13 protein-coding genes are annotated in these 12,791 nt (G+C 33.5%); 11 read left to right on the top strand and 2 right to left on the bottom strand.

Annotated elements, in window-relative coordinates; all coding sequences use genetic code 11:
• Positions 1–20: 20 nt before the first annotated feature.
• The 5 genes from ACNQF8_RS06245 to ACNQF8_RS06225 all read left to right on the top strand — a co-directional run bounded on the left by ACNQF8_RS06245 (position 21) and on the right by ACNQF8_RS06225 (position 4,873).
• Complete coding sequence (locus tag ACNQF8_RS06245; protein WP_417951215.1) at positions 21–767, top strand: electron transfer flavoprotein subunit beta/FixA family protein; 747 nt, start codon at positions 21–23, stop codon at positions 765–767.
• Between the two features lie 103 nt (positions 768–870).
• Positions 871–1,839 carry an electron transfer flavoprotein subunit alpha/FixB family protein gene (locus ACNQF8_RS06240; protein ID WP_315208720.1) on the top strand — a complete coding sequence of 323 codons (969 nt, stop codon included), beginning with the start codon at positions 871–873 and terminating at the stop codon, positions 1,837–1,839.
• Between the two features lie 145 nt (positions 1,840–1,984).
• Complete coding sequence (locus ACNQF8_RS06235; RefSeq protein WP_121343254.1) at positions 1,985–2,608, top strand: bifunctional nuclease family protein; 624 nt, start codon at positions 1,985–1,987, stop codon at positions 2,606–2,608.
• Between the two features lie 125 nt (positions 2,609–2,733).
• A complete protein-coding gene (locus tag ACNQF8_RS06230; RefSeq protein ID WP_417953071.1) occupies positions 2,734–4,017 on the top strand; it encodes a metal-dependent hydrolase family protein in 1,284 nt (427 codons plus the stop codon).
• Between the two features lie 31 nt (positions 4,018–4,048).
• Positions 4,049–4,873 carry a thymidylate synthase gene (locus ACNQF8_RS06225; protein ID WP_417953070.1) on the top strand — a complete coding sequence of 275 codons (825 nt, stop codon included), beginning with the start codon at positions 4,049–4,051 and terminating at the stop codon, positions 4,871–4,873.
• 24 nt (positions 4,874–4,897) lie between these two features.
• Here the strand turns inward: ACNQF8_RS06225 and ACNQF8_RS06220 are convergent, their stop codons facing one another.
• Complete coding sequence (locus tag ACNQF8_RS06220) at positions 4,898–5,194, bottom strand: isoamylase early set domain-containing protein (protein WP_417951212.1); 297 nt, start codon at positions 5,192–5,194, stop codon at positions 4,898–4,900.
• 237 nt (positions 5,195–5,431) lie between these two features.
• On the opposite strand from ACNQF8_RS06220, the gene ACNQF8_RS06215 reads away from it, so the two are divergent.
• From ACNQF8_RS06215 to porT, 4 genes are all read left to right on the top strand, one after another.
• Entirely contained in the window at positions 5,432–5,764 is a 333-nt protein-coding gene (locus ACNQF8_RS06215) for a 2TM domain-containing protein (protein ID WP_417953069.1), read from the top strand.
• Between the two features lie 13 nt (positions 5,765–5,777).
• Entirely contained in the window at positions 5,778–6,260 is a 483-nt protein-coding gene (locus ACNQF8_RS06210; protein ID WP_417951211.1) for a dihydrofolate reductase, read from the top strand.
• 575 nt (positions 6,261–6,835) lie between these two features.
• On the top strand, positions 6,836–7,567 hold the full coding sequence (ubiE, locus tag ACNQF8_RS06205) for a bifunctional demethylmenaquinone methyltransferase/2-methoxy-6-polyprenyl-1,4-benzoquinol methylase UbiE (protein ID WP_417951210.1): 732 nt from the start codon (positions 6,836–6,838) through the stop codon (positions 7,565–7,567).
• A gap of 22 nt (positions 7,568–7,589) precedes the next feature.
• On the top strand, positions 7,590–8,294 hold the full coding sequence (gene porT, locus ACNQF8_RS06200) for a type IX secretion/gliding motility protein PorT/SprT (RefSeq protein ID WP_417951209.1): 705 nt from the start codon (positions 7,590–7,592) through the stop codon (positions 8,292–8,294).
• Between the two features lie 3 nt (positions 8,295–8,297).
• On the opposite strand, the gene ACNQF8_RS06195 is transcribed toward porT, so the two are convergent.
• On the bottom strand, positions 8,298–9,023 hold the full coding sequence (locus tag ACNQF8_RS06195) for an RNA methyltransferase (protein WP_417951208.1): 726 nt from the start codon (positions 9,021–9,023) through the stop codon (positions 8,298–8,300).
• A 37-nt stretch (positions 9,024–9,060) separates the two neighbouring features.
• Here ACNQF8_RS06195 and tamL point away from each other — a divergent pair, with 37 nt between their 5' ends.
• Both tamL and fbaA read left to right on the top strand, forming a co-directional pair.
• Positions 9,061–11,628 (top strand): translocation and assembly module lipoprotein TamL, encoded by a 2,568-nt coding sequence (gene tamL / locus ACNQF8_RS06190; RefSeq protein WP_417951207.1) that lies wholly within the window; start codon positions 9,061–9,063, stop codon positions 11,626–11,628.
• Positions 11,629–11,688: 60 nt separating this feature from the next.
• Positions 11,689–12,756 (top strand): class II fructose-bisphosphate aldolase, encoded by a 1,068-nt coding sequence (gene fbaA / locus ACNQF8_RS06185; RefSeq protein ID WP_417951206.1) that lies wholly within the window; start codon positions 11,689–11,691, stop codon positions 12,754–12,756.
• Positions 12,757–12,791: the final 35 nt, after the last annotated feature.

The raw sequence follows: 12,791 nt of genomic DNA, 5'->3' as shown, positions 1-12,791 counted from the left end.
GAATAATTAAAAATATAAGTATGAAAATATTAGTTTGCATCAGTCACGTTCCTGATACTACTTCAAAAATTAACTTTGTCAACGGTGATTCTGAATTTGACACAAATGGCGTACAATATGTAATCAATCCTAATGATGAATTTGGTTTGACACGTGCCATTTGGTTTCAAGAACAACAAGGCGCAACTGTTACTGTTGTAAATGTTGGAGGACCAGAAACAGAACCTACTTTAAGAAAAGCATTAGCAATAGGTGCTAACGAAGCTATTCGTGTCAACGCAACTCCTACTGACGGATTTTTCGTTGCCAAACAACTTGCTGAAGTAATCAAAAACGGAGCATACGATGTTATTATCGCCGGAAAAGAATCTTTAGACTACAATGGCGGAATGGTTCCTGGAATGATAGCCGGAATTTTAGGATACAACTTCCTTAATTCTTGTACCAACCTGACAGTTGAAGGAACAAACGTAAAAGCAGTTCGTGAGATTGATGGTGGAAAAGAAACTGTAGCTACTACTTTACCATTAATCATTGGTGGACAAAAAGGGCTAGTAGAAGAAAAAGACTTGCGTATTCCAAACATGAGAGGAATTATGACTGCAAGAACTAAAGTATTAACAATTCTGGAGCCAGTTGACGCTACTGTAAATACAAAAGCAGTAAAATTTGAAAAACCAGCTCCTAAATCAGCAGTAAAATTAATCTCTGCTGACAATTTAGATGAATTAATCAATTTATTACACAACGAAGCGAAAGTAATCTAACTGTCATAAAGTCGAATGTCCAAAGTCAAAAGAATAAAAGTTTTACACTAATTTTCCTTTATGACTTTAGACTTTAAAACTTTAAGACTAAAATAAAAAAATCATGTCAATATTAATATACGCGGAATACGCAGAAGGAAAATTTAAAAAAGTAGCATTCGAATTAGCTTCTTACGCAAAAAAAGTAGCGGAGACTTTAGGGACTACCGTTACGGCTGTAACAGTAAATGCAGGAGATGTTTCTGAATTATCAAAATACGGAGTAGACAAAGTATTAAAAGTAAACAACGATAAATTATCAGGATTTACTGCAAAAGCATACGCTGATGTCATCAAACAAGCTGCTCAAAAAGAAAACGTAAAGTTAGTTTTACTTTCATCAACTACAGACAGTATTTATCTTTCCTCACTTGTTGCAGTAGCTTTAGAAGCTGGTTATGCATCAAATGTTGTTGGGTTACCGGTGAGTACTTCGCCTTTTCAAGTAAAAAGAAATGCTTTTTCAAACAAAGCATTCAATATCACTGAAATTGCAACTGATGTAAAAGTGCTTGGACTTGCTAAAAACTCTTATGGGATTTTTGAAACGCCTTCAACCTTAACTGAGGAAGATTTTAACCCGACTATTGGAGACAATGATTTTGGTGTAAAAGTAGAATCAGTTGAAAAAGGTTCTGGAAAAGTTTCTATTGCTGATGCTGACATTGTAGTTTCAGCTGGACGCGGATTAAAAGGTCCTGAAAACTGGGGAATGGTTGAAGAATTAGCTACAGTTCTTGGAGCTGCAACCGCTTGTTCAAAACCAGTTTCGGATTTAGGATGGAGACCTCACGGAGAACACGTAGGACAAACTGGAAAACCAGTTGCTACAAACCTTTATATTGCGATTGGAATTTCTGGAGCGATACAACATATTGCGGGAATCAACTCTTCTAAAGTTAAAGTTGTAATCAACAGTGATCCGGAAGCACCATTTTTCAAAGTAGCTGACTACGGAATTGTTGGAGATGCTTTTGAAATTGTACCAAAATTAATAGAGAAATTTAAAGCTTTCAAAGCTCAGAATTCCTAAATTACAAAAAATCATTAAATCGATTTAAATGCTACTTAAAACAAGATATTTGTATCTTTGCTTTTAAGTAGCATTTTTTTTTACAAAAAATGAAACTTGATTTTCATCAAAAATAAGTACACTGTACTTACCCATTTTAAGAATTATGAGCTTAGTTAAATTATCCATAAAAGGAATTTCATACAGTCAAACTCAAAACGGAGCGTATGCTTTGATATTGAATGAGGTTGATGGAGAAAGAAAATTACCCATTGTCATTGGTGCTTTTGAAGCCCAATCTATTGCTATTGCATTAGAAAAAGAAATAAAACCACCGCGTCCTTTGACTCATGACCTATTTAAAAATTTCGCAGAACGTTTTGATATTGTGGTAAAACAAGTCATTATTCACAAGTTAGTTGACGGTGTTTTTTATTCGAGTATTATTTGCGAAAGAGATAAAATTGAGGAAATTATTGACGCTAGAACCTCTGATGCAATTGCGTTAGCGTTGCGTTTTAATGCTCCTATTTTTACCTACAAAAACATCTTGGACAAAGCAGGAATATACTTGAAAGCGAATCCATTAGAAGCCAATAAAGACTCTCAAGAAATCGACGATGTACTTTCTAATCCAGAAACATTTGGTCATGAAGAAGAAAGCAATCAATCTGGAGAAACCTATTCTAAACACAGTTTACAGGAATTAAACGAACTGTTAGACCAAGCGGTTTCTCATGAAGATTACGAAAAAGCAGCAAAAATTAGAGACGAAATCTCGAAGAGATAACTTTATCTTGATTTTCATTATTGCATTATTTGATACATAAACGATTAACCTCGTAAAAAATGTAGCTGTATTTAATGCCTCACTTTTTTATATATTTTTATTGACATCTGTTATAAAACTAATCTATGAAAACAAAATTTGTCCTTATTGCCGTAACCTTATTTATTTCTACAGTCGTATTTTCTCAAGATTATTATTTACACTGCGGAACAATTCTAAACACTCAATCTGGCAAAGAGTTACCCAACCAAACCATAGTTGTTTCAAAAAACAAAATCATAAAAATACAAGATGGGTTTGTATCTAAATCCAAACCCGAAGACATTGAAATCGACCTGAAAAACAAATATGTATTGCCAGGTCTTATCGATTTACACGTGCACATTGAAGGAGAGCACGACACTAAAAGTTACATGTCAAAATATTTAGACAATGAGGCAGACGTTGCATTTCAAGCAGTTCGTTGTGCAGAAATCACGCTTTTGGCAGGGTTCACCACCGTACGAGATTTAGGAGGAACTGGCGTTAATGTATCCATAAGGAATGCTATCAATAAAGGAATCGTAAAAGGTCCCAGAATATATACTGCAGGAAAATCGATTGCCACAACAGGCGGACATGCTGATCCAACGAACGGAAGCAATAGAAAACTTGTAGGCGACCCAGGCCCACATGAAGGCGTAATTAATTCTCCTGAAGAAGGAGTAAAAGCAGTAAGAGAACGTTATAAAGAAGGAGCCGATGTTATTAAAATTACAGCTACAGGCGGTGTTTTAAGCGTGGCAAAAAGTGGTAAAAATCCTCAATTTACTTTAGAAGAAATCAAAGCTATCACATCAACTGCCAAGGATTATAACATGCTTACCGCAGCCCATGCTCACGGAGATGAAGGAATGCAACGAGCCATATTAGGCGGGATAAAAACTATTGAGCACGGTACCTTTATGAGTGAGGAAACAATGGAAATGATGAAAAAATACGATGCTTATTTAGTTCCTACCCTAACTGCCGGGAAAGAAGTAGAAAAAAATGCAGAAATTACTGGTTTTTATCCTGACATAGTAGTTCCAAAGGCCAGAGAAGTTGGTCCACATTTGAAAGCTACTTTTGCAAAAGCATATAAAAAGGGTGTCAAAATTGCTTTTGGAACCGATGCCGGAGTTTTTGCTCATGGTACAAATGCAAAAGAATTTGGATATATGGTTGAAGCCGGAATGCCTTCACTAGCCGCGATACAATCGGCAACAACAACAAATGCCATGTTATTAGGTATTGGAAATGAAGTAGGTCAAATCAAAGAAAACTTTTTGGCAGACATCATAGCAGTTGATGAAAATCCTTTGAATACAATCAAAACTTTGGAAAAAGTCGTATTTGTAATGAAAGACGGAAAAATATATAAAAACTAAACTTGCTACCGCAAAATAGAATAAAGATACAATGAAGCAATATTTAGACTTAGTAAAACACGTAATGGAAAACGGTTGTCAAAAAGGAGATCGTACGGGAACAGGAACAAAAAGTGTCTTTGGTTACCAAATGCGTTTTGACCTGAATGAAGGTTTCCCAATGGTTACCACCAAAAAACTGCACTTAAAATCTATTATTTATGAATTGCTTTGGTTTTTAAAAGGCGATACAAATATTAAGTACCTTCAGGAAAACGGAGTTAAAATTTGGGATGCTTGGGCTGATGCCAATGGAGATTTAGGACCCGTTTATGGCCATCAATGGCGCAACTGGAATAGTGAAGAGATTGACCAAATCTCAGAACTTATCAAGGAACTAAAAACCAATCCTAACAGTCGCAGAATGTTGGTTTCGGCATGGAATCCTTCGGTTCTTCCTGACACTACAAAATCATTTGATGAGAATGTTGCTAACAACAAAGCCGCTTTGCCTCCTTGTCACGCTTTCTTTCAGTTTTATGTTTCTGATGGTAAGCTATCGTGTCAACTATACCAGAGAAGTGCTGATATTTTCTTAGGCGTTCCTTTTAATATTGCTTCTTACGCATTACTCACGATGATGATTGCACAGGTTTGCGACTTGGAGCCAGGGGAATTCATTCACACTTTTGGCGACGCACACATTTACAACAATCATTTTGAACAACTCGAATTGCAATTGTCCCGCGAGCCTAAACCATTACCAAAAATGATTTTGAATCCCAATATAAAAGACATCTTCGCATTCGATTTTGAAGATTTCACACTAGAAGGCTATGAACCGCATGCCTTGATAAAAGGCAGTGTTGCGGTATAACGTAATAAAAAAACGGTGTTTTAGTTAAACTACTAAAACACCGTTTTCATTTCCTGCAAACTCATTCCATTTGAAAGAATCTGCTTCTGGCTCATTTACAAATGCACCATCAATAACATATTTAAATTCATAAGCTGCATCTTTGTTTACATCGAATACACCTTTGAAAGTACCATTTTTTAATTTGCTTAAAGCACCTTCAGCAACACTCCAATTATTGAAATCTCCAACAACGGAAGCTTGACTTGCATCTTTTGCAGCTACCGAAAAAGTAACTTTACAAACTGGTTTTGTTTTAACGAATTGTTTCTTGATTGCCATAACTATTTCACTTATAGATTTATAAGGCAAAGAAAATAAAAGAATTTGAACTTCCAACAGACACCCGAAGATTTAATAGAATAGCCCAAACAATGTTAATTTATGAATAATTCAATAATTATAAGCGGGCTAAATTTACTATTCAAAAATCAGAAAACGTTTTCATTCTAAATAATCTACAAGCAAAATAGTGACTTTCCAAAATAAATTTTACCTTTATAATCTAAATTTGGATCAATGGAAAAAGAACTACACGAACAGTACGAATATGCAAGGAGAAGAATTAAACAAAAAAAAAGACTGTATTTTCATTTTGTTCTTTTCGTTTTAGGGAGTTTGCTTTTATTTATTGCTAATAAATTTTTCGAAATTGCCGTAGATTCTCACTGGTCAATTTGGGTAATTACCATATGGTTGTTCCTCTTTATTTTACATTTTATAAAAATTTTCATCACGGATCGTTTTATGAATAAAAATTGGGAAAGAGAACAAATAGACCGACTAGTCTCTTTACAACAAAAAAAACTAGATCAATTACAAACACAGGTCAACAACGACGACTTTAAATAACAGTAAATCAATTATGATAATAATGATTGCGGCCGTTGCCGAAAATAATGCTCTAGGGAAGAACAACGAACTGGTTTGGCACCTTCCAAATGATTTCAAAAGATTTAAATCCCTTACTTCCGGACATCATATTATAATGGGTAGAAAGACATTTGAAAGTTTTCCAAAACCATTACCAAACAGAACCCACGTTATAATCACCAGACAGAAAGACTATCAAGCCGAAGGCTGCATCATAGTTGACAGTATGGACAAAGCATTAGCCATTTGTCCAAAAGACGAAGACACATTTATAATTGGTGGTGGCGAAATTTACACTTTAGGGCTTCCTTTTACTGACAAAATAGAAATTACACGAGTGCATCACAACTTTGAAGGCGATGCGCATTTCCCTGAGATTAATGATGGTGAATGGAAAATAATAGCCTCAGAATTTAATGAGAAGGACGAAAAACATCTCTATGATTATTCCTATCAGACATTCATTAGAAAATAAAACAAAAAAACATCCTTTTTACGGGATGTTTTTTTTTTAACCATTAATCAAAGAGATGACCTACTCTTGAAAGAGTATTTGATAACATAAAATAAAAATTACAAATATTAGTAATACTCCAGAAATGAAGATTATAATATTTGATGTTTTCTGAGAATACATCTCAAAAAAGCCTTTAATACCAAATACCACGAAGGTACTAAAGACGAAAAAAATTAAAATTTCCAAAAACAAATTTAATCCTAAGAACGTATGTTGCGCTTTAACTACAACACTGCTATGTAAAACAGTGTTTTCAAAACAGCTAACAAGAACAAATGAGATAAAAAACGCTAAAATTATCCACTTGATTTGGTTGATCGATTCTCTTTTAATCATTTAATATGGTTATTTTCCTGAATAACAAATTTGTACAATAAAATCTTTAGTTGCAATACCCACTTTTAGTGATATTTCAAAAAAAATGAATATTAGTTTTTAGTGTATTTTAAAAACTAAAAATAAAACTTGTTTCTAATTTTTGAAACTGATTTTAAGTTCATCAAGTTTGTATTATATTTGTACAAAATAAAAAAATGTCAGAAAAAATAACGCCCTATAAAGATTCAGCTTTAGGTAAAAAAGAACAAGTTGCTAAAATGTTTGACACCATTTCTGGAAATTATGACAATCTGAATCGTGTCATTTCTTTCGGTATTGATATAAAATGGAGAAAAAAAGTGTTGCAAATTGTTTCAAAATCAAACCCGAAGGTTATTCTTGATATTGCAACCGGAACTGGTGATTTGGCAATTTTGATGGCGCAAACAAATGCTGAAAAAATCATTGGATTAGATATTTCTGCAGGAATGCTGGAAGTAGGCGTAAAAAAAATTGCTGCAAAAAATCTTTCCAATACTATTGAAATGATTTTAGCTGACTCAGAAAACATGCCTTTTGAAGACAATTATTTTGATGCGATAACGGTTGCTTTCGGGGTGCGTAATTTTGAAAATTTAGAAAAAGGCTTAGCTGAAATTTTAAGAGTTTTAAAACCTAACGGAGTGTTTGTAATCCTAGAAACTTCGGTGCCAGATAAAACTCCTTATAAACAAGGATATAGTTTTTATACCAAAAATATTCTTCCATTAATAGGCAAAGTCTTCTCTAAAGACGATGTTGCTTATGGTTATTTATCTGAATCTGCCGCTGCGTTTCCTTATGGAGAAGCGTTAAACAATATTTTGAGAAAAATTGGGTTTATTAATGTTGTAGCCTTACCACAAACTTTTGGTGTAGCTACCATTTACTCAGCTTCTAAAAAATAATATTGAAGATTTTAGCATAAACATGAGAAAAATAATTGTCTTACTATTTTTTGCTTTTATTATAAAAGGACACGCTCAAAAGTCTAAAAATATATTTAGCAGAGACCCTATTATTAATTTGGAAAATTTTCAAAAAAAGAGAATGTACTATGGGTTTTACCTTGGATTCAACTCGTATGATTTCAAAATAGACTATAAAACCGTAGGTCCTGATATTCTTATAAAAAGATCCACTGGGTTTAACGTGGGTATCGTTGCTGATTTGAAACTTCAAGAATACATTGACTTGCGATTTGAACCGGGTCTTTATTATACAAAAAGAGATTTATATTATCCAAATTTCACAAACAGTGGAGATGCACTGAGAGAAGTAAATAGTACTTACATCCATTTCCCATTATTAATGAAATTCTCCTCTCTTAGAACAGGAAATATTCGTCCCTATTTAGTTGGAGGTGTGTCTGCAACATTAAACTTATCCAGCAATTCTAAATTAATTGATGACAATTTAGAGCAACGCTTTAGAGTAAAAGCATGGACAACTAATTATGAATTGGGTTTTGGAATTGATCTTTTTTCAGAATATTTCATATTCTCTCCTTCCATAAGAGGTGTATTTGGCATGAATGACGAATTAATCCGAGACAAAGATCCAAATAGTCCGTGGACAAGCAATATAGAATCTTTGAAAACCAGAGCAGTCTTCATCAATTTTACTTTCCATTAAAACTTACCCTCTACAAAACTCGCTTAATACAATAGCGGTAGCGGTAGCGACATTAAGGCTTTCTGTTTTTTGAAGGTCTCCAAAACGAGGAATTGTGAGTCTGTTTTTGGCTAATTTTTCAAGTTCTGTTGAAACTCCATTAGCCTCATTACCCATAATAATAATCCCGTCTTTAGGTAAAACCGATTTGTAAATATTCTCTCCGTCCATAAAAGTACCAAAAACGGGTAGTTTTGTTTCTGCAACAAAAGCACCAAGATCAATATAATTTACGTTGACTCTGGCGATTGAACCCATGGTTGCCTGAACTACTTTTGGATTATAAATATCAACTGTTTCCTTAGAACACAACAACTGCTTAACACCAAACCAATCACACAAACGCAATATAGTCCCTAAATTTCCCGGATCACGAATAGCATCTAGCGCTACAATTAAACCGGTTTCAATAATTGGTTTTTCCAATGGCATTTTAAAAACTCCCAAACAGGTATTTGGGGTTGCCAATGCACTGATTTTTTTCAAATCATTTTCTTGAATAATCGTTTTTCTCGACACTGGAACTTCCTCAAAATCATTTTGAGTAGTATACAAATGTTCTAATTCAAAATTAGACTCCAGCAGTTCGTGAATCCCTTTTACTCCTTCGGCAAAAAATAATTTATTGACAATTCTATATTTTTTTTGCTGCAAACTCGTTATAAGCTTTATTTGGTTTTTACTAACCATAAAATAATGTACTTTTGAATTAAATATTTTAGAACACTTGAAAAAAACTTCCACAAAAATAACTGCATTTATTCTAATTGCAATACTAATTTGCGCTTGTAACGCTGTAAAAAGAGTTCCGGACGGAAAACTACTGCTTACAAAAAACGAAATTACTGTAAATGACAAAACAATCAAGGATGAAAATGTTTTTAATCAACTGTATCAAAAACCAAACAGCACGTTACTTGGATACCGTTTAAGATTGAATCTTTACAATCTTGCCAACCTAAACCCAGATTCAACCTATCAAGCCAAGTTTACAAATAATCCGGAAAAATTTAGAAGAAAATCAAAATGGCTTTCTGAAAAACAAGTCAATCGCCTTGGAAAATCGTTCTGGTATCACGGAATCCATGATTTCTTAAAAAAAACTGGAGAACCTCCCGTAATTATTGATAAAGACAGAGCTGATAAATCATTGTTGCGCTTGAAATACTATTACTTCAACGACGGCTTTTTTAATGTCAATGCCTCCTACAAAATAGACACTTTGAGCATCAAAAAGGGCAAGATTAAATACGATATAACTCCTGGAAATGCCTATTTTTTGGATTCCTTGAGAACTACTATTTTAACACCGGCTTTAGACTCTTTATATGAGTCAAACAAGTCAAACACGTTTATAAAATCAGGAAATCAATACAAAACAGAAGATTTTGAGAATGAGAAAAACCGAATCACCACTCATTTTAGAAACAACGGAGCGTATTATTTCCAACCTAATTATGTAACTTTTGATATAGACACCATTAAAAAAGTCAATCAGGCAAATATAAACTTGATGATTAGTAATTATTCTTATCAAGAGCAAGATTCAAGCAGAACCGAACCTTTTAAAATTTACAAAATAAGCGATGTAAATATTTACACTGACTATTCTCCAAACAATAACAGTATTAAAATTACGGACAGCACAACCTACAAGAACTTTAATTTATACAGTCAGAACAAATTACGATACAAACCACGAGCCATCACTAATGCTATCTTCATTACAAAAGGAGGTTTATTTGCAGATTACAAAACTGTTTTGACGACACGATATTTAAATAATCTTAAAATTTTCAACTATCCTTCAATACAATATGAAGTTGACCCTAGAGACTCAACTGCACAATCATTGATTGCAAAAGTATATTTAACACCAAGGAAAAAATATAGTTTCGGGTCTACATTAGATGTTACCCATTCTAACATACAGGATTTTGGTATAGGCTTAAGTGTTTCTGAAACGATACGAAATGTTTTCAATGGAGCCGAAACACTGGAATTAGCTGCGCGTGGCAATATTGGATCATCAAAGGATTTAGCGAATCCAAAGAATAATTTCTTCAATGTTTCTGAATATGGATTAGATTTAAAACTTAACATCCCAAGGATTTTCATGCCTTTCAGCACTGAAAAAATCATTCCTAAAAGCATGATTCCATCTACTCTGATTACAGTTGGTTTTGCAAAACAACAAAATATTGGTTTAGATAAAGAGAATTTCACAGGAGCATTATCATATAATTGGACTCCAAAAAGAAACAATACAGCTAGATTTGATTTGTTCAACACTCAGTTTGTCCGAAATCTAAATCCACAGAATTACTTTAATGTTTACGGTTCTTCTTATAATGCTTTGAATGAAATCAGCAAAGAATACAATACAAATCCCTCCTATTATAACAATGACATTGATAAAGATTTGCTTATTGAAGAAGGAACCGTTGGTTTTACTAATGATGTTCTCACTGGAAACGCAAATTTTTTGAAACCATTAGAACCCGCAGATTTTCAGTCTGTAAAAAGTATTGAGGAACGAAGACTAAGACTTACGGAGAATGACTTTATTTTAGCAACCAGCTTCACTTTTTCAAAAACAACCAAAAAGGATTTAACAGATAATAATTTTTATCTTTTTAAAACAAAAATAGAATCGGCAGGAACCATTTTATCCGCTTTTGCAGCAACAACAAATCAAAAGAAAAATTCAACTGGTAATTATGAAATATTCAATTTAGAATATTCAGAATACATAAAAACAGAATTTGACTACATTAAACATTGGGATTTATCCAAAGAAAAAATATTTGCCTTTAGATCGTTTTTTGGGATAGCTATTCCATTTGGAAATTCAGACTACATTCCTTTTTCAAGAAGTTACTTTTCAGGAGGTTCAAATGACAACAGAGCATGGCAACCATATGGTTTAGGACCTGGCAGCAGTGGCGCATTAGACGATTTTAATGAGGCAAATATGAAAATTGCGATTAGTGGAGAGTATCGATTTAAGATATTAGGCAGTTTAAAAGGAGCTCTTTTTGCCGATGCAGGGAATATTTGGAACGTATTGGACAATGTAGAAGATGAGAAATCTACATTTACCCAATTTAAGGACTTAAAAGATATCGCATTAGGCACTGGATTTGGGCTTAGATATGACCTAAGTTTTTTTGTAATTCGTTTTGATTTAGGATTTAAAACCTACAATCCAGCCAATGAAACTAACAAAAGATGGTTTAGAGAATACAATTTTGCGAACTCCGTTTTAAATTTTGGAATAAATTATCCGTTCTAATGCTAATTAATTCTTATTTTTGCAAACTAAAAACTAAATAAAATAACTAAAAAAATTACAATGGCACACAACATAAAACCAGGCGTAGCTACAGGAGATCAGGTTCAGGAAATTTTTAATTATGCTAAAGAAAAAGGATTTGCACTTCCAGCAGTAAATGTTACGGGATCAAATACTATCAATGGTGTACTTGAAACAGCAGCAAAACTTAATGCTCCAGTTATCATTCAATTTTCTAATGGAGGAGCACAATTTAATGCAGGAAAAGGACTTTCTAATGCAGGTGAAAAAGCAGCAATCGCTGGTGGAATTGCAGGTGCATTACACATTCATACTTTGGCGGAAGCTTACGGAGCAACCGTAATATTACATACTGACCACTGTGCAAAAAAATTATTGCCTTGGATTGACGGTTTATTAGATGCTTCAGAAAAACATTTTGCTGAAACTGGAAAACCATTATTTTCTTCTCACATGATTGACTTATCTGAGGAGCCTATCGAAGAAAACATCGAAATTTGCAAAGGATATTTAGAAAGAATGAGCAAAATGGGAATGACACTTGAAATCGAACTTGGAATTACAGGTGGTGAAGAAGATGGTGTTGACAACTCTGATGTTGATAGTTCTAAATTATATACACAACCTGAAGAAGTTGCTTACGCATACGAAGAACTTTCTAAAGTAAGCCCTAAATTTACAATTGCGGCTGCTTTTGGAAACGTACATGGAGTTTACAAACCAGGAAATGTAAAATTGACTCCAAAAATCTTAAAAAATTCTCAAGATTTTGTTCAAAATAAATTCAATACAGGACACAACCCAGTAGACTTTGTTTTCCACGGTGGTTCAGGTTCTACATTAGAAGAAATCAGAGAAGGTATTAGCTACGGAGTTATAAAAATGAATATCGATACTGATTTACAATTTGCTTTTACGGAAGGTATCCGTGATTATATGGTAAAAAACATCGATTATTTGAAAACTCAAATTGGAAATCCAGAAGGTGCTGATGCTCCAAACAAAAAATATTACGATCCAAGAAAATGGTTGCGTGAAAGTGAAGTTACTTTCAATGCACGACTTGAGCAAGCATTTGCTGACTTGAACAACGTAAATACATTATAATAAAAAGTTTAAAGTTTCAGGTTTAAGGTTTCAAA

Origin of the sequence: Flavobacterium labens, assembly GCF_048286755.1 — a bacterium.
Lineage (GTDB): Bacteria > Bacteroidota > Bacteroidia > Flavobacteriales > Flavobacteriaceae > Flavobacterium.
The sequence above is the reverse complement of the archived record's forward strand: the minus strand, read 5'-3'. Positions and strand labels throughout refer to the sequence as shown.